Consider the following 26,792-nt stretch of genomic DNA (forward strand, 5'->3'; position numbering starts at 1 on the left):
CTTTGATTAGAGAAAAATAGACAAAAAAAGACACCTTCCAAAAAAGGCGTCTTTTTCTTATTTTTCAATGACTGATTCGTCAAGCTGAGTACCATCAGGTAAAAATGATTTTACAATCAGCTTATTGGGTGTTACGGTCATAGACATATAATTATTCGTTTCAGGCTGAGGTGCTACATATACATCTAAGGGATGTTGCTTCCACTTAGGACGTCGTGCATCACCAGCTATCCCTGTAAGGATATATAGTGGACCAGTTGGATTTCGATCAAAGTTTCGTACATGACCGCGGTTGCGATATGTATGTAAATGAGCAGATAATACTAAGTCCACGTTAAACTCATCGAAGATAGGCATAAATAGTACTCCCTCATCATCGAAGCCTACATCTCGACTAGCACCTGGTCTGTCAAAAGCATATTGGAATGGATCACGATGCATGAGGACTACAGTCCACTTTTTAGTATGAGCTGCTAAATCTTGACGTAGCCACTGAACCTCTACATCGTACAAATCAGGATGATGAGTATCATGATTATCCTCATGATTACTTTCATACAACATCGTATCTAATACAACGTAATGCACATCGCCAAAATCATAGGAATAATAACGGCGATTAAATATTTCATTCCCATTAGGCGGTACTGCGAAGTAATTCAAATACGCATAAGGCTCGCGCATTTTCCAATCTAATGTATACATCTCATGATTGCCTAAGGTCGTTGCTAACGGCACATTAGCACTCAATGGTCTTATGGAATTCAACCAAGTGCGCCATTGATAGTCTTGTTCCCCATTATCTACAAGGTCCCCCATGCTAATATACAGGGCTGTCCTTGGATTGCGATGTGCGGAATCCTTAACAATCTGCTCCCACGCAGAATAATCACCAGATTGAGAATCTGGATAGATAAGAACATCATACACACTGGAGCCAGCAGTTTCCAACAAATACCAATCACTTCGACGATCATTACTATAACCAACGCGATATTCATATTTTGTATTAGGTGTTAGACCTGTCAATGTAGCCTCATGGATATAGGTAGTGCTACCGTCATCGGTAAAAGCTTTATCCGTTGCCCTTATCGTTTGAGTATTTTCAGAACCTGCTAGGCGATACTCTATTACCGCATCAGCTTCGCTGCTATCTGATTGCCACATAATAGTACGACTCGTGCTGTTATCTTGAGCTACAATTTGCCGAATATAACGACTTTCAGAATCGAGTAGTGGTTTTATCTCTTGGCCACTCACCACAGCCGCTGTTCTAGCTATACAACTCTGTATAGCATCCTTATGGACATATCCACCTATAGTAACACAGACCAAGGAAATAATGGCTAGCACGGATATAATTAATCTTTTTTTGTTCATATAATTCTAATTCTTTTCGTAATATTGTTTCATTTGTGTATAGCCATTAACGATGACTTCGATTTCACCCGTTCTAGGATGGAAGATAAGACCGTGAATAGGCACATCTTTAGGAATCAAAGGATTCATACGCAATTCGTCTACTGTATCCTCTACATTTTCAGCAGGATGTGTAAAGCCATCAGCCCAGCGTTCCATTTCTTTACGGATCATATGAATCGCTTCTGGTGCAATACCACGAGCCAACATTTTTTCTGTTAGATCTTTTGCCGTAGTTTTTGCCATACCACATTCGTGATGACCAATGATAAAGATTTCGTTAACGCCTAGCTCATAAATACAAACAAGTAAACTACGTACAACGCCATCAAAGGGACCTGTAATACAGTTACCTGCAGTCTTTACGATTTTCGCTTCACCGCGCCCAATATCCATGGAATCTTCTAAGAAGTTAACAAGACGTGTATCCATACATGTAACAATTGCCATTTCACGACTAGGCATTTTACTACACTTTGTATCTGTATCTACATAACCTGTATTTTGATCTTCTACATATTCTCGATTATGGGCTAAAATATCATCTAATAAGCTCATAGTACCTCCTATATAAAATGACTTTGGCATACAACCAAGGTCTCTATATCAATAATGCTCGATATACATATTATATCATATTAAGTTGTACACGCTTTAAGCCACAAAAAATAGGTCTATTCAAATACATGTATTATATATTTGAATAGACCTAAATCGCTTTTAAAGTGCTAGAGTACACACCTTATCTATCAGGTGTAGATAATGCTTCGATAGCTACGCTACCACCGCGTACAACTTCAATACGATTGACAAACATATCTTTAAATAAGGCAATCATGTCATTATTTTTAGATACGGTCTTTACACATTGTACTAGTACAGATTTACGATTATAATCCACAACTAATAGATCAAAGGTTTGGGCAATGCGGAAGATTTCTTGTTTATCCGCTTCTTTACAGCTATTGACCTTGATAAATAGTAATTCTTTTTTCGTAATTCGCATGTCCGTAAAGTCGATAACCTTAATCACCTCTACACTGCGATTAAGCTGTTTAATGATTTGTTCATATGTCAAATCGTCACATGTGAGCTCAATTGTCATACGAGACATGGTAGGATCTTCAGTTTCCCCTACAGTCAATGTATCAAGATTATAATTTTTTCCTGCGAAGAGGCCTGAAATCTTAGCTAGTACACCGATTTGGTTTTCTACATACGCTGAAATACAGCGTTTTTTCATTTGTACTTCCATAGCCCCTCCTATTTTTTATCCTTCAACAACATATCACTTAAAGACTTACCTGCTGGTACCATTGGCAACACATTGAGCTCCGTTGGAATGATGAACTCGAGTAGAGTCGGACCATTTTTAAAAGCATCAGCCAATTGGAACCCTTTTTCGATGTCCTCAACCTTAGTGATTCGCATAGCTTTAGCACCATAAGCTTCTGCCAATTGTACAAAGTTTGGAACATATTCAAACTCATTATTATCAATAATATCACGCGTTACAATAGAGCTTTCATCCATCAATAAATTTGTACAAGCATATCGTTTATCGTAGAATAATTGTTGCCATTGGCGTACATTTCCGAGGAAACCATTATTTAAAATAATTAGCGTCACAGGCAAACGGTAGTGCATAGCAGTGGCAAACTCTTGGATATTCATTTGCACGCCACCATCACCACAGATAGCAAATACACGCTTATCTGGATTTCCCATTTGCGCACCTAATGCAGCAGGAAAACCATAACCCATAGTCCCTAAGCCACCGGACGTCAACATTTGATATTGACCTTTCACATCAAGGAACTGGATAGTCCACAATTGATTTTGACCCACATCGGTTGTGACGATAGGATGTTCATAGTGATGATTAATGTACTCGATAACAGTTTGAGGTGTTAAACCCTCTTCACCAGCTTGTGTAACAGGGCGCGCAGCCTTAAGTTGTTGTAATTGCGCAGGCCAGTCACCAAGATCGTGAGGTTCAATATATTCTAAGATTTTTTCGATAGCCAATTTAGCATCTGCTACGATTGGAATATCAACCTTAATATTTTTAGAAATAGACGCCGCATCCACATCAATATGGATAATCTTACAATTTTGTGCAAAGGTACTTAACTTGCCTGTAATGCGGTCGTTAAAACGGGTACCAATAGAAATCATCACATCACAATCAGTTATGGCTACATTAGGCGCATAACCACCGTGAATCCCTACATTACCAAGATACAATGGATGACGACTATCAATAGCACCTTTTCCCATCAATGTTGTTACTACAGGAATCCCTGTTTTTTTAACCAACTCCATCATAAGGTCGTTAGCACCACTAATGCTTACCCCACCGCCTAATAGGAATAGAGGCCTTTTAGCTTTACTAATAATAGAACAGGCCTTTTTAACTTGACCTACGTGAACAGTGGTATTTGGTTTGTAACCGCGAATATTAACCTCAGTAGGATACTCATCAGAGCCCATAGCCTTTTGAATATTTTTAGGAATATCCACAACCACAGGACCTGGTCGACCTGTGCGAGCAATATAAAAGGCTTCTTTCAAAATACGGCCAAGCTCTTTACGATCACGAACGGTAACAGCATATTTACAGATATTGCGTACAATGCCAACAGTATCTACTTCTTGGAACGCATCATTGCCCATCAGACCCAAGTCAACTTGGCCTGTAATACAAACGAGAGGAACACTATCAGAATAAGCAGTAGCAATACCAGTCACAAGATTTGTAGCACCAGGTCCAGAGGTTACCATACAAACCCCTACTTTACCGGTACTACGAGCATATCCATCTGCCGCATGGGCCAATGCTTGCTCATGACGCGGCAAAATCACTTTTACCTTATCTTGCTTATATAATTCATCCATGATATCAATAGTAGCCGCCCCAGGATAGTTAAATAAAAACTCTACCTGCTCCTCTTGAAGGGCTTTTACCAGATACTGTGCGCCTGAAATCATAGGTATCTCCTTATTTATATAATGCATGCATATCGAATTCTCAATATTCACATCAGATATATCTAAAAAATTGAATATCTTATATAGATATGTTATACTCAGTAGTGTACCATATGTTGTGGTACATGAATATGTATAAAATCTCAAATTATAGAAATATATGTAGATTCTATTTTGAAAGGACTGAATATCATGAAAGAAATATTAGGTTTCCATTTAAACGGTTGCCCTTATTGCGCTAATGCATTCCGTGCTATCGATGAACTCGTTGCAGAAAATCCTGCATACGCAGATATTCATATCAACTGGGTTGAAGATCAAGATGCACATGAGCTCTTCAAAACTCACCCATATGAATACTATCCGAACTTATGGTTCGACCTCGACAAACAATACGAGGCGCAACCTGGTGAAAGCTATGCCCAAACAAAATCTTTAATCAAAACTGTATTGGACAAAGCACTCGCGTAAAACGCTATATTTACAAATAATAATGCACCCCTAACATATAATCTAATGTTAGGGGTGCATTTTAGTATACTGTAAGATTATGGCTTTTTTTGTACCATAAACTTACTGACTGCCTTATACACAATTAAAATCAATGCAATTTCTAAAGGGAAACAAATGATATTTTTAATAAGACGTCCAATAAATATAGCAGATACTGCTTTGTTATAAAATATTGTGAGCCATATTGTATTTAATATCAGATGTATACATACAGTAACAATCGTCTCCGGTAAAAGCAATTGTTTAAATGTAACATTACGTCCGTGTAAAAAATACCCATACACATAGCCTACAAGAAATTCAGATATGATAAAGCCGGGAAAGAATACTCCTTGTCCAAATAAAGACATACCTATAAAACAGGCAATAGCAGCCATTATACCTGCTGCCATAGGCCCATAAAAAATACCAAATATAGCGGTTGATAAAAATCCAAAGGTAATATGTATAAATGTAGTATGAATAGCAAATATATAAGATAGTAAAACCGTCAATGCTACAAACATTCCTGTCTTTACAATCATATCAGTTTTCATAAGAAGTACGACTCCTTTTTCTATCCTTCCACTCTAAATACATATGGCGAATAACTTGAATTGGTGATATAAATAACATTCTAGGTCCACCATAGCGCATGATTTCACGTATTTTTTCACGATACGTAGGCGCATAGCAATGCGTTTTACATACGCTGCAGAAGGTCTTGCTTTCCATATGAGGACATACATCTATACGATGTTCAGCATATTGCCAAACTTTTTGACACTCCTCACAGAGTTGTCCTTTAGGAGTGTGGTGCTTATTATGACAATAGATGCCAATAATCTGGTACATAGTTTTTAGTTCTAACTTACGTTTCTCATCAACTGTCATGTTTCTCTCCTATTTCACAGACCATGAAACCCAAGCCACCTTATCAACAGTCTTATTATGGATTTCTCCATCAATAGCTAGTGGCTCAATGAGATTTCTAATCTCTTCTTTCATGTCTTCCATGTCTCCCCATCCATTATTATGAAGTCGCATGGTAAAATAATTAACTGCCTTTTCAAGAGACATAACCTCTGTTTCAGGAACCGTTTTATAAATTACTTTTACATTATGCCCCATCTCATGGATAGCATCTAAACACTCTTTCATCTTACCATCCCATGGAAAAGAATCACGTCCAAAGAAATGTTCAGATAACATATCTACCATTTCGTCGCTCCGTTCGCTAAATGCAATCCATAAACATTTATCATTACTTGCATCGTGCATGGCGCGAATATTTTCTACATCAAACATAATCGGGCAGAAGATACTATATGCCAAGTCAAAGCTTTTATCCCAACCTAGTTCTCGACGAGTTTCATCAGACCAAGGTCCGATATATAAGCTAAGATCTAAACCTTCTGACTCTGCCAATTGTTTAGCACCGCGAATCATACCATCAGATAAATCGATACCTGTCGCCTTATACCCTTCACGAGCTAAACCCAATGCATAATCACAAACACCACAGCCTACATCAAGTGTACGACCATTCGATGAAGGTAATAAATTTTCATCCTTTAAGAAGGCTAAAAAATCAGTGACCTGTGCCTTGCGATCCTCGCGATTGTGCATTTCTACAAAGTACTCGGAACGATGGTTCCATGCGTCTTGCTCATCGCGCCAAGTTTCGTTGACCGTGAGCTCCTGTATTTTATTTGTCATATTATCCCCTCTAAATAGCTACATCCTCAAACGGATGAGTTATAGATACATATATAAGTAATTTTCACTTAGTTAAATTCACTATGTAATTTAACGCTCCCCTATATGTCCTAGTGTTCCGGCTAGGATGTTCAGATTTCCATATAGCTATTCTTATTGTACATCATTCTCAAAACAAAATGTGTTACCCAAATCACATTTATTATATTATTTCGATATTATTAAATATAAAACTCTATATCGAAATCTTATCAGCAACTCAACTCATGTAGTTATATATCTCTATGTAAAAAGCCTCCACTCATTTGAATGGAGGGTTTCTAGATTATTTTGCACATTGGCTTGCACTTCTTATTCTCGTTTCTCAAAGGATTCTCTAATTTTATTTGTTGTATCCTTCAATTTATCTGTACCTTTTATAGCAAGATCTTTAATCGCTTCAGGGTCAGCACCACTAAATTCAGCCAAAGCCGCTTCATTATTTGAATCAAAGAATGGAGCCTGTTTAAAGCCCAATAAAGATGCCACAAATACCATCGGAATTTGGGCAATCGCACTATTATATTCTTTCACTTGAAAGTTATACGTTTCACGCTTATTAGAGATAAATACTTCATTTTCACTAATAGCTTCTAAGAATTTACCATATTGAGTATTAGCTTTCAAATCGGGAAACTGATTAGCTAATGCCGTAATGTTTTGTACCGCTTTAGATGTTTCTCGAGCCATATCAATAAAGTTATCAGACACATTCAACTGGATTAGCTTCTCATAATCACCATACTCGTTTACAAGGCCTGTAAACTGATTTACAATAGCCACCTTTTTCTCGTAAGCAACAATAACATTGGCACGTGCAGCTTTAATCTCTACGGTCAACTTTTGCAGTAAATTGTATTGCTTAATAAAGAAGTAAAACAAGAATACAATTAATAAACATATAAGCGTTGAAAGCATAAATCCTTCTCCATTTTTATTACAGATAACCTTGCAGTTTTGAGAATATTATACATACGAAAGATATAACCAATATGAAATTTCATTCATGAAATAATATAAATCTGTCAATCACCAATCATTACTCGATATACTGGCATTCTATCTACTGTTTCTACATATTCTAATCCTTCAAAAGAATCTAGCCCGTCTACTATTTTATTGGCAATTTGATTATGAATTTTTCTTAATAGTTCTACATTAGTAAAATATCTTCTATTCTCTGCGCTTAACTCGACTTCAATATCAGTTTGAAATACACCATCAATTCGATTCTCTTCGTCTAAATCAGTTATATCAACAATATGCTCATTACTTCGTAGCTGTTCAGTACCTGTAATGAAAGCTTCATAAACGATACATACCTTACGATTATTAACAGCAATGCCTTTAGGATTCCAATTATCTTTATTATCCTCTATATAATACATGATATCCTTGTTGAGAGCATCATCGCCCACATATTCTTGATTAGAAAAAGCCCAATACACCGATGTCAGTACATCATCTGTACTAGAAGTAGCTGCTAATTTCTTTTCTACAAATTTTCTTGTTTCCCTTTTGAGTAAAGGCTTTTTGATAATGTAAAACACCCCTATTGTAGGTATCAACATAACTGCTAATACGGATATCATATGGGATAAACTGGCCATAGTACCACCTGCCCGTCCTGCTTGAGAATGCGTAGTACTTAGATTTTGATTTACTGTGTTCGCCGTATTTGTCATATAATCTAAAAGCCATGGATATTCAAACATACCAACTATAATTGCAATCAGTATTAAAGTACCTATCGTAACACAGATAACGAATAATTGCTTGGCTACCTTGTTACAAACTGTTTCCTTCTCAGCTAAGGATAATACATCCATCTCAGATATGCCTTTGCTCCATTTAGTAGTTCGTTCATGTATGTCCATTTATATCTCTCCCCTTAATACAAACAAATAGCGCTTCAAAGTTGATTATACAAATTATTTCATCCGATACCTATTTTTATTATAATAGAAATAAGAAGGGGTTGAAAATATGGGAATCTATATAATAATCCTAATGTTTGTATTAGTCGGCATTGCTGTAGCTTTTGCTACTTATAACCTATCTATAATTAAATCCATGCCTCCTGAAGAGCGTTATAAACTTCTTTACTTTAAGAATGATCAAGTCTCTATAGGCATTGGCTTAGTAAGAAGAACATTTAAATTAAGCGATATTCGTGAGGTACGTTTTTCTAAAGGAAAACAATTCCGTAGCATGGACAGCTGGGCCGGCAGAATGCAAATTTGCAAACTAAATGGCAAGACAAGTCGTTGGATAGAGTTTGATAGTACTGTCTATTACAAAAAGATGGTATATATAACTAATGAAGAAATCATTGATAAATCAATAGACTTACTGATAAATGAATTTCAATCACGAGGAATTCGTTGTACTAAATATAGATGCTAACATATAATTTTCTGAACTATACATCAACCTAAAGAATAAAGACATCAAGCTAAAGAATAAAGACACATAAAAAGGCTCCTCGAAATTTCGAGAAGCCTTTTATTTGGTGCGCCTAGCAGGAATCGAACCTGCGCACCCGGTTCCGGAGACCGGCGCTCTATCCCCTGAGCTATAGGCGCATGAATACCTAAAAATTATACCATATTACGCTATGGTTCGATAGTATAAAGTATATAGAACAACTAGGATTATACAGAAAGCCCCCTATAGTTAAGCATCTTGTTAGATAACTATAAGGGCTATCTCTATTATATTCTTGCCTTAATCAATTCTAGTAAAGCATCACAGCTACGGCTCACATCGTCATATGTTTCATCAAAGTTTCCCGTATACCAAGGATCCTTTACATCGCGGCTTTCACCAACAAAAGACATTGCCTTGTAAACCTTAGCATCTACGTCATCCCCAATAATACGCTTTAAATTACGCGCATTATTTTCATCCATAATGATGAGATAATCAAAGTTGTAATAATCCTCCATCGTCACTTGGCGTGCCTTGCGACGAGTATAGGGAATACCCATTTCATCTAATTTCTCTTTAGTCCCATAATGAGTGTCGTTCCCTATCTCCTCACGAGATGTAGCTGCAGACTCAATATAAATAGAATCACTTAGGCCTGCCTGCTGAACGATATGCTTCATATAAAACTCTGCCATTGTAGAGCGACAAATATTGCCATGACAGATGAATAAAATATTAACCATTATAACTCCTAATGAATAAAAGCTTAATCATAAAAAAACTCCTTATATACTAATGGTCCTTACAGCATACGCTATAAGGACCATTAATGCAATATTCAATTAAAAATTATGTCGTATCCCAGCATCAATGCGCCATGTATTTTCTACGATAGCACCAAAGTTTTTAGTGAATGTACCATATAGATATGTACTAGGACGAACACTCCAAGATCCACCAATTTCAGCATCAAGCCATGTATCCTTCAAATCTACTGTTGTTTGTACTGTTGGATTACCTGGTGCGGAATATATTGTATTTGCCTTACCAGAGAATTCATGCGCTAATGCTAATTTAGCGAAGATATTGGATTTTTCTGTTTCTTTCCCAATGCCAATACCAAGTCTGCCTACAGCAGAGTTCACAGCATCAGCTTTCACATGCATAGAACCACCACCGACAACAGAAGCATCATAGGATACACCATTCAAACGGCCTACAATAAATTCTACACTAGGATCGATGTAGAAGCCATTTTCCTTCTTAATACGTTTACCATATTCAGTGCTTAAGGATGTGCCATATGTATGGTAATCACCGTTCACACGTTGTCCACCTACGGAGTAGAGCTTATAATCATTGGATAATCTATTACCACGTGCAATAATATCTAAATAACGACCATCATCATGTTGTTTTGTGCCATACAAGGCGATGCCGCCAAGTTTGCCATCACCACTACCGTTGGCATATGAATTACTAGATGTACTGTAATCAATAGCGCCGCCAAAAATCCAACCATTAGAAGTCTTATGATCGTAGCCGACTTGTACACCATTATACGTCATATGTGCATCAGCACCGTCTGTAATTTTAGATTTACCGCCTATATATTTCGCCCATACACCTTTGTTTGTATTAGCTAAACGAAGATCTCCTAAACGGCGTTGTAAATCATTGGTATTACTCTTCCATGCCATAGCGGTCGATGTAAGAGCAGATTTTGTGCCACTTACCAAGGATGATTCACTAGCACGATTAATCTTTGTCGTATCTCCCACAACAAGGCGCCCCTGTGAGTCAAAATGATTTGCACCAAGCTCTGCAACAGCACCTGGACGAGTAATACCTTCATTGATTTGAACAGTTGTACTCAGTTTCTTATCATTGCCAGTATATTGTAATTTATCGGCTAAGGCTTGTATTTCCTTACGGTAGCTATCATCATTAGTCAAATTAGCTCCATCGCCTTGCAACGTAATATGGCTATTATCTGCAGCATGTTCAACAACGATATTCCCCTTTCCATTTTCACTAGCTGGAACACCGGTCTTGTAAACAGCATTCACATAGCCACTATAATTTTGAATTGTAATAGGTCGTGCATCAATAGGATGAAGTATACCGGCTGCCGATGGACTTGATCCACCTACGAGATTGCGAACCTTACTGCCCTTGTATAGATATGCTGCATTATCCCCAGATGGACGTTCTCTTTTAGGGGTAGGACGCTCCATACCAATCCATTCATTATTCCAAGTTCCTCCATTTTGTAAGTAAATGTCAGCACCAGAATTATGCGGGTTCTTATTGCTTTCAGCATATTCATTTAGTACGGCACCCGTAAGTTTAGAATTAGGTGTTGTAAAAGCTAATGCTATATTCGTTGGCGTTTCGTTATGATTTGGATCACGTCCATAATCCTTATTAATTAACCCTATATTCCCAACAGCGACCAATTCTTTAGAACCTGGATGTTTTCCGTCAGAGCCTGTATTAACGTATATATTACCCTCTTCTGCCACCACAGAGTAAGTATCAGAAGTTTCTAAAGGATGAGTGATGATACGTCCACCACCCTCAACAATGATATGACCACGTTGATTAGCTTGTAAACCGACACCGATAGCATCGATATCTACATTGCCTTTGACGTGAATATTAGTATCTCCATAATCTCTATCAGGATTGTCCTTGCTGAGTCTTGGCACTTTACCGCCGTAACCAGCATACACAGCGCTCATATAGTAATGACCGAGTTCCCTTTTTGAGGCTGGTGCATCATTCTTAAGACGTACAATCAAATCTTTATCCACCGTCAATTGTGATCCAAATCCATTATAAATACCTGATACATTTTTAGTTTTACCTGTATCTGTTAAGCTTTTACCATGCACATTAACCGTCAAGGTATCCTCTATATGCTTGACTTCCGGTTGTGTTTGTACCGGTGCCCCCATTGTTAAGCCAAGCAATTCCTCCGCTTTATCACTTGTGGCATTAATTTCTGTAGCAAATGCAGAGCAGGTCATTCCAGTTAATACCAACGCAGCCATCACAGCCGATACATTTCGTTGTAATTTCATAAAAATCTCTCTTTCTTACCCCGCCTAATACGAGGCTCTCACAGAACGCATTTATACGTACACCCTAAAAATATAAAAAGACCCCCTAAGTCCAACTTAGGAGGTCTTGTTTATTTCACACACTTAGTAAATAGTATATCCTATATTATTCAGGATTGATGATGAAGGACAATGCACTGAAGTATTTATTTTGCTCACCTTTAGTTTGAGTTGGGAAGCCCACTTCAACGCCTACTACGTTAAGGCCATTAGCACTTACAGTAACAGTTGCTTTACCATTAGCATCTGCTTGGCTTTCATTAGTAAGATCATTAATTACGTCTTTAATAAGAGGTGCATTTGCATATGGTTTACCGTCTTTCAAGACTTGGATTTCAAATGTATCACCTTTTCTAAGAGTTAATGGGTTAACAGATGGAATGATTTGAATGAAAGCATCTTTATTATTGAAAGGTTTTGCTTCTGCATTCCAGTAGTGAACGTCATATTTAATGGCATGTGTACTTTTTTGAGCACCTGGTACTTCAGAGATTGGTTTATGAACAGTTTTACCATCTTTGTCTTTTGTCCAATAACCATAGTCAAAGTCAGTTACTGTAATACCCAATTTATCATTTGGTACAACCACTACATTTTTTTCATGTTTAATAACTTGTACAGGAATTACCATGCCATTGTTATCTAAGCCAATGATGCTTTTTACCATTTCTGGGCTATACGCATCATCAACAGGGCCTTCGCCAAGTACTAGCGCTTTTTCATCTAAGCGGTTAGCAAAGAATACGCCATGCGCATCAACGGAAGAGCACACACAACCTGCAGCTAAACCTACTGCAAATAAAGAAGCTAAGATTTTCTTATTCATAAGAACCTCCATAATCAATAACTTTTTCAATAAACTTGTTATTATTATACAGCGTTACAAATATTTCGTATATACCAATACCCCTATCAGCAAGTTATTATGCGTATTTAGTATATTAACTTATTTTTATACCCAATAATCATAAATGATAAAATTATCACCTATTTTCATGAATATATGACTTGTAAGAATATGTTAGATAAATACTTATAGATTAGATAAAAAAGGCGCTCCTTAAGGAGCGCCATTATATCCGCATGAGATATTATTTTTTATTCTTCGCTGCTTTCGCACGTGCGTTACGATCAAGAATTGTTTTACGCATACGAATGCTTTCAGGTGTTACTTCAACAAGTTCATCATCGTTGATCCACTCAAGAGCTTGTTCCAAAGAGAAGATACGAGGTGGAGTCAAGCGTACCGCTTCATCAGAGGAACTGGAACGCATGTTGGTAACATGTTTTTTCTTACATGGGTTAACATCCATATCAAGTTCACGTGTATTTTCACCGATAACTTGGCCTGCATACACGTCTTGGTTAGGGCCAACGAACAATGTACCACGATCTTGAACGGAGTTCAAACCATATGGAGTAGTTTCGCCATTTTCGAATGCTACCAAAGCACCGCGTGTACGGGAAGGAATTTCACCTTTATATGGTGCATAACCATGGAATACATGGTTCATGATACCATTACCTTTTGTAGCTGTTAAGAATTGTGCACGGAAACCGATCAAGCCACGAGCCGGAACTACGAATTCCATACGAAGATAACCGGCCAATTCAACCATATTAGTCAACTCAGCTTTACGTTGACCGAGATTTTCCATTACGGTACCCATAAATTCCTGAGGTACGTCAATGGTCAACGCTTCGAGCGGTTCACACAATTGGTCGTTAATAGTTTTGAAAATTACACGAGGTTTACCTACTTGTAATTCGTAGCCTTCACGACGCATAGTTTCAATCAATACTGCCAAATGCAATTCACCACGACCAGATACCTTGAACGCATCTGCAGAATCAGTTTCTTCTACTTTCATAGAAACGTTAGTTTCTACTTCACGGAATAAACGATCACGCAAGTGACGGGATGTAACGAATTCACCTTCGCGGCCTGCGAATGGAGAGTTATTTACGGAAAACACCATAGACAATGTTGGTTCGTCGATGGAGATGGATGGTAATGCTTCAGGATTTTCAGCATCCGCTACTGTTTCGCCGATGTTAATATCGTCGATACCTGCAAAGGCAATGATATCACCCATTTCAGCTTCGTCAGTTTCAACGCGATTCAAACCATTGTATGTGTACACACGACCGATTTTCGCTTTACGAGTGCTTTCACCGTTCATGATTGCCACTTGTTGGTTAGTTTTCATTTTACCGCGAACGATACGACCTACGGCGATTTTACCGATGAAGTTATCGTAATCAAGTGTAGTTACCATGAATTGAAGAGGGCCTTCCATATCACCTTGTGGTGCCGGAATCTCATCAATCAATGTTTTGAACAACGGTTCCATGTTTACAGCTTCATCATCCCAGTTGGTTTTGGACACACCGGAACGAGCAGATGCGTAAACTACAGGGAAGTCGAGTTGATCATCATCAGCTTCAAGCTCCATAAACAATTCAAGGACTTCATCCTCAACCTCTTTAACACGTTGGTCAGGACGGTCGATTTTATTGATAACTACGATTGGTTTCAATTTTTGCTCTAATGCTTTACGCAAAACGTATTTAGTTTGAGGCATTGGACCTTCGTAAGCATCTACGAGAAGCAATACGCCATCAACCATGTTAAGTACGCGTTCCACTTCGCCGCCGAAATCAGCATGGCCTGGAGTATCAACGATGTTGATTTTGATGCCATCATGCATAACAGCAGTGTTTTTAGACAAAATAGTAATACCGCGTTCACGTTCCAAGTCGTTGGAGTCCATTACGCGTTCTGCTACCTTTTCATTCTCACGGAACACATGGCTTTGTTTTAATAACGCGTCCACCAAAGTAGTTTTACCATGGTCAACGTGGGCGATAATCGCTACATTACGAAGATTTTCGCGAATCATAAGATCCTCCCTTTAATTCTTTCAGTATATTCTATATCACATAGCCTCGATAAAATGGGCTATGCAGGTATATTCCCCAAAATTGGCAACAGTTAATTATAACGCAGTCTATAGAAAAAAGTCAAAACAGTACACCTATTCTAATCATGGCAATTTCAACATTCGATTATACTTTTGATTCATCTTAAGACACAACCTATTTATGCTCTATCGCCCGCTTACCAGATTTACGCAACAACGGAATTTGTTTATCTGTTAAATGGAAACAGAATTTAGGAATCAACTTTTCTATAATCTCCTTATCAGAGGCTTTCAAAATATATTCTGGCTGTAGTATAAGTTCTAATGCATTAAGCCCAGGATAATCTTTACCTATACTCCAATCATGATTTTTATTAAACGGACAGCAGTCTTGGCAATTATCACAACCTAATATCCACTCTTCCAACATATCCTCTGTCACACCTTCTGGCAATTTACCATCACCAAAGGTATTGATATAAGATACACATGTTAACGGATTCATAGTAAACGGTGCAGATAAGGATTTTGTCCTACACCCTTGCTGACATAAATTACAAGAATCCGGACATGGTGGTATCTCTAACTGTTGAATATACTCACAGGACGCATCAATTAAATAGCCTACCAGTTCATAGCTAGAACCTTTAGGTCCATAAAAAAAATTATTTTTTCGATAAATGCCTAAATCAGCTGCTACCGAAGCGGGCCGTAAAGGAATAATTCCGGCAGGTTTCGCCGTTTCACCGCCAATATATCGTATTCTATTTTCACCAAGCTAGGCTTCAAAAGATTGCCGTCGTTTAAACTCATCACTGTGAGGAATATTTGACAAAGATAACAACAACCCTTTTGCATATCGGTTTCGAAGAGATACAGGAAACTTATAATCACCAAAATATTCAGTACAAACCACTATGGATTGTGCCCAAGGATACTTTTCTTTTAATGCTAAAAAATCTTTACTATGCGCATATACCTCTTTACTTTCAGGTACATCTTCTAAACGCTTTATCAACCGTTCTTTATAAAAATCAAGTGCATCAAGAGGCACTATACCACAACTGTCATACCCACACGCTAGCGCTTTATCATAAATCTCCTGGGCCAACAAAGTATTCATATCATCGCCTCCAAAATATGAACTAACTGTAAACCTATCATACTCTTTTAAAAACTATAAAAAAAGATTTCTTATGAATCCGTCATCCTTAAAAGAGTAACATTACATAAGAAATCTTATATTAGTATTTAATTTGTATTAATCTTCACCAATCATGCGTACTTCTGGTTCGAGATGTACACCATGTTGATCATACACACGACGTTGTACCTCACTAATCAGGTCAAGTACATCCTTCGCACTTGCACTACCTGTATTGATGACAAAGCCTGCATGTTTGTGGGATACTTGCGCATCACCTACAGACAAACCTTTTAGGCCTGTTTGTTCAATCAATGTACCTGCAAAGTACCCTGGTGGGCGCTTAAAGGTTGAACCTGCACTGGCATATTCCAAAGGTTGCTTTGATTCACGTTTTTCTGTTAACTCATCCATACGTGCCTTGATGGCATCCTTGTCGCCTGGTTTGAGTGTCATAATGACTTCCCCAATAACTTCATGATTATCGTGGAATACACTATGACGATAAGCAAAGTCCAAGTGAGATCCATCATACTCTTTAATATTTCCTTGGAAATCTACGGCTCTCACTGCAGTAACTACATGGCTCATTTCCCCATCATAAGCACCTGCATTCATAAATACGGAACCACCAAGTGTGCCTGGAATACCAATAGCAAATTCAAGACCAGATAAACTATTCTCCCAAGCAAATTCAGAAGCATCCTTTAACATATACCCGGAACCGATGCACAATGTGTTTTCGTTACAATCCATGATTTGGGTCATATGTCGAACTGATACGACAGCGCCACGGATACCTCCGTCTTTCACTAAAATATTAGATCCACAACCAATAATAGTTACAGGCACATCTAATTCGTGAATGGTACGAAGTGTAAAACTAAGTTCTGCCATCGTAGTAGGTTCAATAAATAAGTCCGCAGGTCCTCCAATTTTGAATGTCGTATGATGACAAAGAAGCTCCTGCTCTCGTACACGTGTACTTGGTAATTTTTCTAATAAAGCTGTTTGTAATACCTTAATGTTTTGGTTGTTGTTCGCCATGATCTAACACTTTCATCCCCTCAGTGATTGGTTCGCTAATGATTTTATAAATATCATTAGAAATCTGGCTCCAACGCATTTGCGCTTGCAAATAAGCAGCCGCTGCAGCATTTTCTTGAATTTGAGGCATCAATTCCTCTTGTTTCTTCTGCAACTCATCCGCTTCTGGAGCACCAGACAACTTAGCATATTCCCATTGCATTTGTTGAGCCATAAATGTGCGAACCAAACCCGTTGCTACTGCATCTGCTTTCACTGCTTCCTGAGCAGCCATTAACTCTTTGTACTCTTCAGATTCACGCATTGCGTGAGCTAAATCATGAGCTTTATCGTAGTTCATAATATCCTCCTCCAAACAACACCGTTAAAATCGCTACCGGTCATATAGATTTGGTAGATCTTCTAACACATACGTATAATATATTTCTCAATTATGAAAGTCTATTTATTTAGATTGAATCCAATTGCCTTCAGCCTTAAGATCTGGATAATCAAGTTGACGCATACCTTCATAAGCTATAATCGCCACCGCATTAGATAAGTTCAGAGAACGTGCTTCATCTACCATGGGTATACGAATGCATGTATCCTCTTTCCCCTCTAATAAACTTTCAGGCAACCCTCTTGTTTCAGGCCCAAAAACGAGCATATCACCGATTTCATATTTCACCTCGGAATGAGTATGCTTTGCTTTGGTAGTGGCATAAAAATATCTACGATCAGGATATTTCTCATATAATTCTTGAATATTTTCATGTACCTGTACATCTACCAAGTGCCAGTAATCAAGGCCAGCTCGTTTTACGTGCTTGTCATCAATAGAAAAGCCAAGGGGTTTGATCAGATGTAAGGTCATATGATTGGCGGCGCATAAACGCGCTATATTTCCTGTATTGCCTGGAATTTCAGGCTCATAAAGTACTATTTCCATTTTCAATCCCCTATTCTTTATATCTATATTATTCTACAAAGGAACGGACAAAATGTCCACTTTTCCCGCCTTCTTTTTCTACAAGATATGTAGGGCCTATAATCATCCCCTTATCAATAGCTTTACACATATCGTAGACTGTTAAAAGTCCTACTTGAACCGCCGTAAGTGCCTCCATTTCAACACCTGTCTTTCCTGTCGTTTTTACGGTAGCATGAACTTTAACAGCTCTATTATGTGTAGAATCCGTACAGGCTGGACTTTCACCATCAACAAGAGTACAATGCACCTCAACCTTAGTTAATGCTAACGGATGACAAAGGGGAATGAGATTACTCGTCTGTTTCGCCCCCATAATAGCTGCCAATTGAGCCACACTAAGAACATCCCCTTTTTTTATTGTTCCCGCTGCAATGCGTTCATAAATTGCATCATTAATAGTAATAAAGCCTTCTGCCACAGCGGTACGAGTTGTAATATCCTTATCTGATACATCTACCATCCAAGCATTTCCATCTTGATCAAAATGTGTTAAATCCATAATATATCCTTACTAATTATGTATAAATTATCACCAATAGTTTTATTTTCATTTATTATATTATACAATAGAATTAAGAATTATATGTACAAGGAAGGAAGTGTTCCTATGAAAACAAAACTAACTTATTTTGGTCACGCTTGCTTTATGCTCACACGTGGCGATGTATCCATGATTTTCGACCCATTCTTGACCGGTAATACATGGGATATCGCTAAAAAAGAAGATATCAAATGCCAATATATCTTTGTCAGTCATGGCCATGATGATCACTATGGAGACACAGATTTTATTGCCAAAGCAAATGACGCCCTCGTTATCTCTACGGCTGAGGTAGCGGGTAAAGCAGCAGCTGCCGGTTGTCGTACACACGCCATGCATTTAGGTGGCAAGTTCGATTTTGAATTCGGTTCTGTTCGAATGGTTCCTGCCTTCCACGGCGCTGGCATCCCTGGCGGTCACGCTGCAGGTTGTATTGTAGATTTCTACGGAGATATCCTATACTTCGCTGGTGATACAGCACTCTTTAGCGATATGAAATTATTAAATCGCTTTGGTGAAATCGATTACGCCCTTCTTCCTATCGGTGATAATTACACAATGGGGGTTGAAGATGCAGCCCTTGCTGCCTCTTATGTAAAAGCGCGTATTTCCATTCCAATTCACTACAAAACATGGCCTGTTATCGACCGTGAACCAGGTGTATTTACAAGCCTTGTAGAAGGCAAGTATAACCAAACAGCACTCATTATCGATCCAGGCTCCTCTATTGAACTTAACAGCTAATAATAAATCCACAGAACAAAAAAGACGCAATCCAGAGGATTGCGTCTTTTTTGTATACCATTTTAGTTCAAGATTAAACCTATAAAAAAACATGCAACCTAATATACTAAATCTCTTGATTAGCCATAGAAAAGCCACCGCGGTTGGCCATACGTACAAACTCATCAATATCCTGAGTTTCATCAATCCCCACATAACCGAGTTCACGAACCATACCGTACGGATTATACAAAGATAATTGTGGATTCTCACCGGTCAATACCCACAGCACCTTATAGCCTCTTGGCGCCTCTCGTAGTCGCTCTTCCCCTTTGCCATCTGTAAAGTATACAAGTAAATCTACACGGTTTTGATTAGCCAGAGAGAATACAGGGGTAAAGGCTGTAGCGCCACGTACATCGAGGCGCGGCTTCACATCCTTCACGGATTCCATCGTATAGGTGCGGCGTACTTCATTATCACATTCTACAACAGTAATACGATGGTTATAAGCATGCACGATTTGTAGCACTTGCTCTAAAGCATTTGTAAACTCCACATCAGTTATACTACCACTCATGTCAAGAGCTACCCATACATTTGCCTTATGTTGACGTAATGTGCCAGACAACTCCAAACGCTCAGGTTGACGACGATTACGACGCATCGTCGTTTTTTTGTATCCACTCGCTACCTTGCCCATTAGCTTTTTGAGATAAAAATACCACGGCAAAGCACGACGTGTCTTTTGGAATGTATCGATAAGGCTTTTCACATAGCCTTCCATATCCCCCTTTGAGGCTTCGTTGATATAGCGCTCCGTGATTTGGTCCATCGTATCTGTATCAATAGAATCGGATTCATCCCAAATATCATGGCTGGTTTGAGGGTCAAACTCCATAGCAACCGCCGTATCTGCGTTATCGATGGGCACAAAGAGGTCTGGTTTTTCTTTCATGACCTTATCAATAGCCTTCGCATAGTATTCAATGGTACGGAAACGCTTTAATAACAAACCAAAGCGCGCATTTACATTGGCTACCGTTACCGCATCACGGTCTACATGTTCAAGGTAATCGTTTACGACCATATCCATAGCCATATGGACTGCTGTTTTGTGAAAGCCTTGGCTCAGTGCTTTTACCCGCATCAAATGAGCAGAAATGATATGAAGAACTTCACGCTTAATACCATCCTTCATCACATCAGGCGGTTGACGTAACAAGATAAAGGGATTTATATATAACACATAGCCGCCCTGTTTAAGATTAATACCAAAAGCACTGGTCATATCAAAGCGAATGCGATGAGTCATTTGTAAGTAAAAGTAACCAAAGAATTGGTCCTCTTCAAGAAGCAAGCTGTTTACATCATGCAATATATTCCACAACCGTTGCTCATAGGCAGGCGTCATTACGGCTTGCTGCATAACGGCAAGGTCCGTACCTTCTACGTGTACATCTTCAAGCGCACGACCGATGGTACCTATATGGCTATCCGACATATTATGGTTCATAAGATCGGCCGCTATGCGTTCAGGCGCCATACTATGATGTTGTTCTTCATAGCTATCTACATAGGCCTCATAGGATGCGTATATTTGCGTATACAAAGCCTCTGCTTCGCAATGTATGCGCTCTCGTTTCGCATGCCATCGATCAAGAGCCTCGATAGCCTTCGCATCATAAGAACCCGTTTTTTCCCAGCCATCTATATGAGTCAGTAAATCCGACGCATCACGTATATCGTCCTTATCTAAGTTTCGTTGCATATTTACACCTCCTTTTCTTTAGAAAACAAATTTAATATATGTCATATGCCATATATCAATTAGCATAATAATTAATAATTTACTAAAGTCGATTATCTATATATAGCTTTGATTTGGTTAACTACACACATAGAATTATTTTTGCGCTTCAAAGAAAGTATCTACAAAAAGGTCATCTTCAATAGCATAAGCGTAAACGCGCTCATACGTGTTACGAAGATCTTTCATAACCGCTACGCGCAAATCCCCTGGATACAAGGTTAAAAACTCCACAAAGTGATGTACTTCCTGCGCATTGCTATTGCGATTTAAACGATGCAACATATTTTTTGCTGCTACATAAAGGCGAGTTGGGCTTTCACCTTTAACCTGCTCAGCCATAGACATAATAGCACCTGGTTTTTGAACCGCTGTTAATACATCATCAAAGGTAATAAGAGGTTCTTGATTGGACTCGATAAAGTTTACAAAAGCCTCCGCAATGAGTTTACCTACGTTACCGCGGATAACATTCATAAATACATCCCGACTATAGCTTGTGCCCTCTTGATTCTTATAAATTCTATATAGACCGGACACGCGTTCAAAGGAACGAGGTGTGGCATCGATATCGTCTTCGTGACGTTGATTTAAATATTCTGGATAGGAAGAAATAAATTCAATAACCTTTTCTTCAATACCAGCACCAATAGCCCAGTCAATCCATTGCATATAATCAGCATTCATATAAAGCCATACGAATCGGTTTTGTTGTGCCGGATCCATATCGATGGTTTGGTAATCAAAGGAATCTTCAGGGTTCATAGCGGCTATGATGCGCACTTGATCACTTAAAGAAAAGCCATTAATTTCACGGTTTAGAATAAGGTTCATCAACTCTTGTTGAACTGCATGTTCTGCGCGGTTAATTTCGTCGATAAACAGCAATACTTGGCGCCCTTTATCTACGGCTTGTGCCACATGTTCCAATGTATGATGCACAGCGTATACTGTAGTTTTCACATCCCGTCTATTGCCATGACCATCCGTATGAGTCACCGTTTCTACTGTAGGCAAGCCACCGATTTCACCTTCTTTTAAGAGGTTTCCGTCAATAGTTACTAATTCCCAATTATGTACCTCTGCAACGCGCGCTGCGAGAGAGGTTTTACCAATGCCCGTCTCACCAACAAGCAAGGGCACCTGATTAGCGGCAAGCACTAACTCAACGCTTGCCATTGTATCTATAAAGTTCATTGTATCTCCATTCTAATATTTCAAATATTCGCCTACTGCAATTTTCTTAACTATTTTGGTGCCATAAGCATCTATAAGTGACAACAAATCGATGGGCCATTTAGATTGACGTCCACCGATAGCTTTATTGTTGATTAACTCACGTATATAGTCTTCATCAACTGTATCGCCGGAAATAGCATCTACAATTATAGCTTTGATTTCATCTACCGTAACGCCCAATGTATTAGGTATATACCCGACGATAGTCGCACTTACCTTAAATAGATGCAAAGCCAAGTCCTTAGTGAGATTTGTAATCTGACGCATTGCCTGTGGATCTTGCTTTACTGCTGCTTCTAGAACAGTTACGCTCGGCTTATCAATGTAACGCAAGGCCAAGTAACTTTCTTGCACGGCTTGTAACTGCACAACCTCGCTTGGAGCATTGATATATTGTAAGGCATCATAATTCGCCTTCACCGCTTCTAATTGCAATTCTTCAGATGGGTTCGCAATATAGCGAATAGCCCAGCCTGATTGAGCTAATGCACTTTGAATTAATGTATCAGACGGATTGTCGATATATTCTAAAACTGCCCAATCTTTTTCCACTAAAGCCTTTAGCAATTCTTCTGTAGGATTTTCAACAAATTGTATAGCGCGTGGTGCTTGTGAAAGCGCCGTTTCAATAACCTTTTGAGTAGGTTCTTTAATATATTGTAACAACATACCGTTTTGCCCCACACATGTAAGTTGCATAGCTTCTGTAGGATTTGGAATATTTCGAATCCCATGTGGGTTATTCATCAGCGCCGTTATATATTGTTCCTCTGTCATAATAACCTTCATTTCTATATTAAAAGGCCATACGAATACGTATGGCCTATACTGAATTCTATCTTATTATATCATATTTTTTCGATATATTTATATCTCTTTCGTATACTTACTACACTGTTAATGCATCTAAATCAGAATTATTTCCTATGATTAATAGTTTATCCTCTGCCGAAAGAATCGTAAACGGATTAGGAGGGACTTCTAAATCCTCCCCACGCCTGATGCCTACAGCATTAAGATTATATTTCTCACGCAGATTAGAATCTTTTAAGCAGGTGCCTACCAAAAATTTAGGCATATCTACTTCAATAAGGCTAATGCTTTTAGATAGCTGTAAGTAATCCATTACATGTTCTCGTGTCAACGATTGAGCTAACCGTTGTGCCACATCATATTCTGGATAGATGACCATATCTACCCCCATCTTCTTGAGCATCTTACCTTGGAGTGCATTTTCAGCTTTCGAAACCACATGAGGCATATTCATTTCTTTCAACAACATCGAAGTCATGAGATTAGCCTGGATATTATCACCAATGGCAACAATAACTATATCAAATTGGCTCAAAGCTAAGGCTTTAATAGCCTCTTCATCAGTAGTATCTGCTACAATAGCATGTGTTACATAAGGGGAAACCTTTTGTACAATTTCTGGATTAATATCTACACCTAAAACCTCATGATTCATAGAGGCTAACATCTTGGCTATAGTCGTACCAAATTGACCAAGACCAATGACGGCAATTGTTTTATATTTCATGCTATATCTCCTGATAGACTAACTATTCTACTCAATTACATCAATACATTCTCTTCTGCATACCCAATTGGCTTCGTTGGTGAAGTCCTAAGAGCCCATGTACCAATAACGGTCATAACACCGACACGACCTGTAAACATAACAAGCATCAGCACCCATTTACTGCTTTCAGATAAATCAGACGTAATTCCCGTCGTAAGGCCTACAGTCCCAAAGGCGGACGTAACCTCAAATAACAATCGAATAAAATCATAAGGCTCATCCCAGGCTAGATAACAGGTGGCTATTAAAATAAGAAGAAGCGATAAAAATATAATCCCGTTGGCTTTAAGCACTGTTACTAATGAAATACGACGTTCAAAAATCTCTGTATCTGGACGGTTATTAAACAAGGTACGCGATGCAAGTATGGTTACTGCTACGGTACTAATTTTAACGCCTCCACCGGTAGAGTTCGGACCCGCACCAATAAACATGAGAATAATGGTAACAAACAAGGTAATTGGATGTAATGCATTATAATCAACCGTTGCAATCCCAGCTGTACGCGGCGTAATCGCTTGAAATAAAGAGGCCATTATTTTATTCCAAATCGGTAATGACCCAAAGGTTTTTGGATTTGACCATTCCACACCTAAAAAAATGATAGTTCCTAATAGGATAAGAATCGCTGTGCCTACTAACATAATCTTAGTGTGAAGTTTTAAGTCAACAAATCGTCGCACCTTACGGTGTGACCATATGTCAAAGGCCGCTAAATAGCCAAAACCACCGATAACAATTAGTACTGCTGTATTGATATTAAATAATATGTCCCCTACCATGGCATAAGGTAGATCATTATCAAAAAATACAAATCCAGCGTTACAAAAGGTGGAAATAGCTTGCATGATACCGCTATACAATGCAGCCTGTCCAATATAGGGATATAGCTGAATCGTATAGATTATGCCTCCCACAATTTCAATAGCAAAGGTATAAAGCGTTAACTTTTTCGTAATATGTAATAAACCAGTCATACCCTCCTGTCCAACGTCCTCGGACAAAAGCACACGATTTTTAAGGCCTACTCGTTTACCTAGAAGCAAAGCAATTATGGTCGTGAAAGATACAATTCCTAACCCACCTAACTGAATAAGGATAACCATTACAAGCTTACCAAATAAAGACCAATGATAATAAGTATCTACAGTGGTCAGCCCTGTTACCGAAACACAAGATACGGCGGTAAAAGCGGCATCTACAAGAGCCGTCGTTTGCCCCTGAGCACTCGCCATCGGTAACATAAGCAATATTGTACCTATAATCATGACGCCTAGAAAGCTAAACGCTAATAATCGATAGGGATTTTGTTGCATGTACCGTTGTACATGAGAATGGGAAATATCGTGCCACATACTGATTTACTCCAATCCCATTAACTTATGTACAACTTGTAAACTTGGTAAAGCGCTACGACCACCAATCCCTTGCGTATTTAAAGCTGCTACAGCGGACGCAAAAATAGCAGCTTTTTCTAAATCAGAATGTCCACAATGTTGTAATAAATCTATAGCATATGTAGAGGTCTTTAACCCTTCTACTGGGGCTAACTCTCTCAATAATGTAACAAGCTTTGAAAGAAATGCACCATGAAAACTATCTCCGGCCCCCGTTGTATCAACTACATATTCTTGAGGGAATGCCTGACAACGATAGAAAGTTCCATCAGGCCATACGAAATAACTACCATTAGCGCCATCCGTAACCCCCGCAATAATAGCACCACGGTCATGAATGATACGACAAGCTTCTTCTAAATTAGTAGTGCCCGTATATTTTTCAGCATAATCACGAGCAACAATAGCAATATGACTTGACTCTGTAATAGATTTCATCTCTTCATCGTAGCGCTGTGCACCTCCATCGAGAGAGATAATAGTACCTGCCTCTTGTGCTAACGCCATGGCAGAACACATGAATTGTCGATGCCGTCCGTTAACATGTAAAATGAAAGCTTCTTTAATTAATTGCTTATGAGTATCTAAAAATACTGGCTCTGGCGCAGTAGAGCGTTCAAAAAATACGGCACGCTCGCCAGTGCTATGCTTTACTAGGATTGTAGCAACGCCACTCTTTTCCCCCTTTTCAATGTGGATAGCATCAGTATTAACATTATATTTTTTGAAATCATCTAAAATATGACGCCCCACCATATTGTCACCGATACTGTCAATCATGGCCGTACGTGCACCATATTTACCTGCAACGGCTAATGCTGTAGCTACAGGTCCTCCACCATCGGTGGTAGAAGATACAACTTGTTGTACCTCACGTCCCGTTGGGTAATGATCCACAACGATGAAGCGGTCTAATGTGCTAGCCCCAATACCTAATATATCTATTTCTTTTTGAGGACATGTACTCATACTAACCTCCTAAGCCTTTTATCAGCTATACAAGCAATATCACTTCACATCTTATAGATTTACTATCTCACTTATTGTTTTATGATTTTAACAGCAATTAGATTTTTATTGTCCTTATAGACTTATACATCTATTCCTATACATCTATTGCTATACTTTTTAAAGTCATTTAAGTCTTATACCTACAGAATACCTTTCGCTCTATAAAAAGTAAACCCCAGACTACAG

Annotated in this window: 26 protein-coding genes, 1 tRNA gene and 1 pseudogene; 3 read left to right on the top strand and 25 right to left on the bottom strand. The window is 38.5% G+C overall.

Annotation, left to right across the window (positions count from 1 at the left end; translation table 11 throughout):
- Window positions 1-57 precede the first annotated feature (57 nt).
- From DW000_RS05485 to ilvB, 4 genes are all read right to left on the bottom strand, one after another.
- Complete coding sequence (locus DW000_RS05485) at window positions 58-1,380, bottom strand: fibronectin type III domain-containing protein (RefSeq protein WP_101928818.1); 1,323 nt, start codon at window positions 1,378-1,380, stop codon at window positions 58-60.
- Between the two features lie 6 nt (window positions 1,381-1,386).
- A complete protein-coding gene (locus tag DW000_RS05490) occupies window positions 1,387-1,977 on the bottom strand; it encodes a carbonic anhydrase (RefSeq protein WP_120055482.1) in 591 nt (196 codons plus the stop codon).
- Between the two features lie 184 nt (window positions 1,978-2,161).
- Window positions 2,162-2,674, bottom strand: a complete 513-nt coding sequence (gene ilvN, locus DW000_RS05495) for an acetolactate synthase small subunit (RefSeq protein WP_120055484.1) — start codon at window positions 2,672-2,674, stop codon at window positions 2,162-2,164.
- Between the two features lie 8 nt (window positions 2,675-2,682).
- Complete coding sequence (ilvB, locus tag DW000_RS05500; protein WP_120055486.1) at window positions 2,683-4,410, bottom strand: biosynthetic-type acetolactate synthase large subunit; 1,728 nt, start codon at window positions 4,408-4,410, stop codon at window positions 2,683-2,685.
- A gap of 192 nt (window positions 4,411-4,602) precedes the next feature.
- On the opposite strand from ilvB, the gene DW000_RS05505 reads away from it, so the two are divergent.
- Window positions 4,603-4,881 (top strand): hypothetical protein, encoded by a 279-nt coding sequence (locus DW000_RS05505; protein WP_004696628.1) that lies wholly within the window; start codon window positions 4,603-4,605, stop codon window positions 4,879-4,881.
- A 77-nt stretch (window positions 4,882-4,958) separates the two neighbouring features.
- Here the strand turns inward: DW000_RS05505 and DW000_RS05510 are convergent, their stop codons facing one another.
- From DW000_RS05510 to DW000_RS05530, 5 genes are all read right to left on the bottom strand, one after another.
- Window positions 4,959-5,459: a folate family ECF transporter S component gene (locus tag DW000_RS05510; RefSeq protein ID WP_120055488.1), complete on the bottom strand. Its 501-nt coding sequence runs from the start codon at window positions 5,457-5,459 to the stop codon at window positions 4,959-4,961.
- Window positions 5,449-5,796: a nitrous oxide-stimulated promoter family protein gene (locus tag DW000_RS05515; protein ID WP_004696632.1), complete on the bottom strand. Its 348-nt coding sequence runs from the start codon at window positions 5,794-5,796 to the stop codon at window positions 5,449-5,451. The genes DW000_RS05510 and DW000_RS05515 overlap by 11 nt, the downstream gene beginning before the upstream one ends.
- Before the next feature lie 9 nt (window positions 5,797-5,805).
- The gene (locus DW000_RS05520) at window positions 5,806-6,621 is read right to left on the bottom strand and encodes a class I SAM-dependent methyltransferase (RefSeq protein ID WP_024061734.1); all 816 of its coding nucleotides are present in this window, start codon (window positions 6,619-6,621) and stop codon (window positions 5,806-5,808) included.
- A gap of 351 nt (window positions 6,622-6,972) precedes the next feature.
- Window positions 6,973-7,578 (bottom strand): LemA family protein, encoded by a 606-nt coding sequence (locus DW000_RS05525; protein ID WP_120055490.1) that lies wholly within the window; start codon window positions 7,576-7,578, stop codon window positions 6,973-6,975.
- A 107-nt stretch (window positions 7,579-7,685) separates the two neighbouring features.
- Complete coding sequence (locus DW000_RS05530; protein ID WP_120055492.1) at window positions 7,686-8,537, bottom strand: hypothetical protein; 852 nt, start codon at window positions 8,535-8,537, stop codon at window positions 7,686-7,688.
- Window positions 8,538-8,646: 109 nt separating this feature from the next.
- On the opposite strand from DW000_RS05530, the gene DW000_RS05535 reads away from it, so the two are divergent.
- Window positions 8,647-9,066 (top strand): hypothetical protein, encoded by a 420-nt coding sequence (locus DW000_RS05535; protein WP_120055494.1) that lies wholly within the window; start codon window positions 8,647-8,649, stop codon window positions 9,064-9,066.
- A 104-nt stretch (window positions 9,067-9,170) separates the two neighbouring features.
- Here DW000_RS05535 and DW000_RS05540 read toward each other — a convergent pair.
- The 10 genes and pseudogenes from DW000_RS05540 to moaC form a co-directional block, all read right to left on the bottom strand.
- Window positions 9,171-9,245 (bottom strand) — tRNA-Arg (locus DW000_RS05540).
- A gap of 129 nt (window positions 9,246-9,374) precedes the next feature.
- On the bottom strand, window positions 9,375-9,833 hold the full coding sequence (locus tag DW000_RS05545) for a low molecular weight protein-tyrosine-phosphatase (RefSeq protein ID WP_120055496.1): 459 nt from the start codon (window positions 9,831-9,833) through the stop codon (window positions 9,375-9,377).
- 99 nt (window positions 9,834-9,932) lie between these two features.
- Entirely contained in the window at window positions 9,933-12,176 is a 2,244-nt protein-coding gene (locus DW000_RS05550) for an autotransporter outer membrane beta-barrel domain-containing protein (RefSeq protein WP_120055498.1), read from the bottom strand.
- A 145-nt stretch (window positions 12,177-12,321) separates the two neighbouring features.
- Window positions 12,322-13,041, bottom strand: coding sequence for a DUF4198 domain-containing protein (locus DW000_RS05555; protein WP_120055500.1), 720 nt, complete (start codon window positions 13,039-13,041; stop codon window positions 12,322-12,324).
- A gap of 265 nt (window positions 13,042-13,306) precedes the next feature.
- Entirely contained in the window at window positions 13,307-15,118 is a 1,812-nt protein-coding gene (typA, locus tag DW000_RS05560) for a translational GTPase TypA (RefSeq protein WP_004696644.1), read from the bottom strand.
- 196 nt (window positions 15,119-15,314) lie between these two features.
- Window positions 15,315-16,262: pseudogene (locus DW000_RS09975) on the bottom strand (4Fe-4S double cluster binding domain-containing protein).
- A gap of 138 nt (window positions 16,263-16,400) precedes the next feature.
- On the bottom strand, window positions 16,401-17,330 hold the full coding sequence (gene murB, locus DW000_RS05570) for a UDP-N-acetylmuramate dehydrogenase (RefSeq protein WP_120055502.1): 930 nt from the start codon (window positions 17,328-17,330) through the stop codon (window positions 16,401-16,403).
- Window positions 17,305-17,670: a YlbF family regulator gene (locus DW000_RS05575; RefSeq protein ID WP_008714407.1), complete on the bottom strand. Its 366-nt coding sequence runs from the start codon at window positions 17,668-17,670 to the stop codon at window positions 17,305-17,307. Before DW000_RS05575 ends, murB begins: the two co-directional genes overlap by 26 nt.
- Window positions 17,671-17,775: 105 nt before the next feature.
- Complete coding sequence (gene trmL / locus DW000_RS05580) at window positions 17,776-18,261, bottom strand: tRNA (uridine(34)/cytosine(34)/5-carboxymethylaminomethyluridine(34)-2'-O)-methyltransferase TrmL (RefSeq protein ID WP_077708617.1); 486 nt, start codon at window positions 18,259-18,261, stop codon at window positions 17,776-17,778.
- 28 nt (window positions 18,262-18,289) lie between these two features.
- Entirely contained in the window at window positions 18,290-18,802 is a 513-nt protein-coding gene (gene moaC / locus DW000_RS05585) for a cyclic pyranopterin monophosphate synthase MoaC (RefSeq protein ID WP_012864663.1), read from the bottom strand.
- 108 nt (window positions 18,803-18,910) lie between these two features.
- On the opposite strand from moaC, the gene DW000_RS05590 reads away from it, so the two are divergent.
- Entirely contained in the window at window positions 18,911-19,588 is a 678-nt protein-coding gene (locus DW000_RS05590) for a metal-dependent hydrolase (RefSeq protein ID WP_120055504.1), read from the top strand.
- A 106-nt stretch (window positions 19,589-19,694) separates the two neighbouring features.
- On the opposite strand, the gene DW000_RS05595 is transcribed toward DW000_RS05590, so the two are convergent.
- The 6 genes from DW000_RS05595 to DW000_RS05620 all read right to left on the bottom strand — a co-directional run bounded on the left by DW000_RS05595 (window position 19,695) and on the right by DW000_RS05620 (window position 26,564).
- Window positions 19,695-21,338 carry a VWA-like domain-containing protein gene (locus DW000_RS05595; protein WP_120055506.1) on the bottom strand — a complete coding sequence of 548 codons (1,644 nt, stop codon included), beginning with the start codon at window positions 21,336-21,338 and terminating at the stop codon, window positions 19,695-19,697.
- Window positions 21,339-21,473: 135 nt separating this feature from the next.
- A complete protein-coding gene (locus DW000_RS05600) occupies window positions 21,474-22,574 on the bottom strand; it encodes an AAA family ATPase (protein ID WP_120055508.1) in 1,101 nt (366 codons plus the stop codon).
- Between the two features lie 12 nt (window positions 22,575-22,586).
- Window positions 22,587-23,393, bottom strand: coding sequence for a hypothetical protein (locus tag DW000_RS05605; RefSeq protein WP_120055510.1), 807 nt, complete (start codon window positions 23,391-23,393; stop codon window positions 22,587-22,589).
- A gap of 112 nt (window positions 23,394-23,505) precedes the next feature.
- A complete protein-coding gene (locus DW000_RS05610; protein ID WP_004698681.1) occupies window positions 23,506-24,156 on the bottom strand; it encodes a TrkA family potassium uptake protein in 651 nt (216 codons plus the stop codon).
- 35 nt (window positions 24,157-24,191) lie between these two features.
- Window positions 24,192-25,553: a potassium transporter TrkG gene (locus DW000_RS05615; protein ID WP_120055512.1), complete on the bottom strand. Its 1,362-nt coding sequence runs from the start codon at window positions 25,551-25,553 to the stop codon at window positions 24,192-24,194.
- Window positions 25,554-25,559: 6 nt separating this feature from the next.
- Complete coding sequence (locus DW000_RS05620; RefSeq protein WP_120055514.1) at window positions 25,560-26,564, bottom strand: PfkB family carbohydrate kinase; 1,005 nt, start codon at window positions 26,562-26,564, stop codon at window positions 25,560-25,562.
- Window positions 26,565-26,792 lie beyond the last annotated feature (228 nt).

This window comes from Veillonella sp. AF36-20BH, assembly GCF_003602765.1.
Taxonomy (GTDB): domain Bacteria; phylum Bacillota; class Negativicutes; order Veillonellales; family Veillonellaceae; genus Veillonella; species Veillonella hominis.

Excerpts from the sequence above, each read along its gene's own strand:
- DW000_RS05485 (WP_101928818.1), bottom strand. The coding sequence starts at position 1,380 with ATGAACAAAAAAAGATTAATTATATCCGTGCTAGCCATTATTTCCTTG.
- DW000_RS05490 (WP_120055482.1), bottom strand. The coding sequence starts at position 1,977 with ATGAGCTTATTAGATGATATTTTAGCCCATAATCGAGAATATGTAGAA.
- ilvN (WP_120055484.1), bottom strand. The coding sequence starts at position 2,674 with ATGGAAGTACAAATGAAAAAACGCTGTATTTCAGCGTATGTAGAAAAC.
- ilvB (WP_120055486.1), bottom strand. The coding sequence starts at position 4,410 with ATGATTTCAGGCGCACAGTATCTGGTAAAAGCCCTTCAAGAGGAGCAG.
- DW000_RS05505 (WP_004696628.1), top strand. The coding sequence starts at position 4,603 with ATGAAAGAAATATTAGGTTTCCATTTAAACGGTTGCCCTTATTGCGCT.
- DW000_RS05510 (WP_120055488.1), bottom strand. The coding sequence starts at position 5,459 with ATGAAAACTGATATGATTGTAAAGACAGGAATGTTTGTAGCATTGACG.
- DW000_RS05515 (WP_004696632.1), bottom strand. The coding sequence starts at position 5,796 with ATGACAGTTGATGAGAAACGTAAGTTAGAACTAAAAACTATGTACCAG.
- DW000_RS05520 (WP_024061734.1), bottom strand. The coding sequence starts at position 6,621 with ATGACAAATAAAATACAGGAGCTCACGGTCAACGAAACTTGGCGCGAT.
- DW000_RS05525 (WP_120055490.1), bottom strand. The coding sequence starts at position 7,578 with ATGCTTTCAACGCTTATATGTTTATTAATTGTATTCTTGTTTTACTTC.
- DW000_RS05530 (WP_120055492.1), bottom strand. The coding sequence starts at position 8,537 with ATGGACATACATGAACGAACTACTAAATGGAGCAAAGGCATATCTGAG.
- DW000_RS05535 (WP_120055494.1), top strand. The coding sequence starts at position 8,647 with ATGGGAATCTATATAATAATCCTAATGTTTGTATTAGTCGGCATTGCT.
- DW000_RS05545 (WP_120055496.1), bottom strand. The coding sequence starts at position 9,833 with ATGGTTAATATTTTATTCATCTGTCATGGCAATATTTGTCGCTCTACA.
- DW000_RS05550 (WP_120055498.1), bottom strand. The coding sequence starts at position 12,176 with ATGAAATTACAACGAAATGTATCGGCTGTGATGGCTGCGTTGGTATTA.
- DW000_RS05555 (WP_120055500.1), bottom strand. The coding sequence starts at position 13,041 with ATGAATAAGAAAATCTTAGCTTCTTTATTTGCAGTAGGTTTAGCTGCA.
- typA (WP_004696644.1), bottom strand. The coding sequence starts at position 15,118 with ATGATTCGCGAAAATCTTCGTAATGTAGCGATTATCGCCCACGTTGAC.
- murB (WP_120055502.1), bottom strand. The coding sequence starts at position 17,330 with ATGGCGAACAACAACCAAAACATTAAGGTATTACAAACAGCTTTATTA.
- DW000_RS05575 (WP_008714407.1), bottom strand. The coding sequence starts at position 17,670 with ATGAACTACGATAAAGCTCATGATTTAGCTCACGCAATGCGTGAATCT.
- trmL (WP_077708617.1), bottom strand. The coding sequence starts at position 18,261 with ATGGAAATAGTACTTTATGAGCCTGAAATTCCAGGCAATACAGGAAAT.
- moaC (WP_012864663.1), bottom strand. The coding sequence starts at position 18,802 with ATGGATTTAACACATTTTGATCAAGATGGAAATGCTTGGATGGTAGAT.
- DW000_RS05590 (WP_120055504.1), top strand. The coding sequence starts at position 18,911 with ATGAAAACAAAACTAACTTATTTTGGTCACGCTTGCTTTATGCTCACA.
- DW000_RS05595 (WP_120055506.1), bottom strand. The coding sequence starts at position 21,338 with ATGCAACGAAACTTAGATAAGGACGATATACGTGATGCGTCGGATTTA.
- DW000_RS05600 (WP_120055508.1), bottom strand. The coding sequence starts at position 22,574 with ATGAACTTTATAGATACAATGGCAAGCGTTGAGTTAGTGCTTGCCGCT.
- DW000_RS05605 (WP_120055510.1), bottom strand. The coding sequence starts at position 23,393 with ATGACAGAGGAACAATATATAACGGCGCTGATGAATAACCCACATGGG.
- DW000_RS05610 (WP_004698681.1), bottom strand. The coding sequence starts at position 24,156 with ATGAAATATAAAACAATTGCCGTCATTGGTCTTGGTCAATTTGGTACG.
- DW000_RS05615 (WP_120055512.1), bottom strand. The coding sequence starts at position 25,553 with ATGTGGCACGATATTTCCCATTCTCATGTACAACGGTACATGCAACAA.
- DW000_RS05620 (WP_120055514.1), bottom strand. The coding sequence starts at position 26,564 with ATGAGTACATGTCCTCAAAAAGAAATAGATATATTAGGTATTGGGGCT.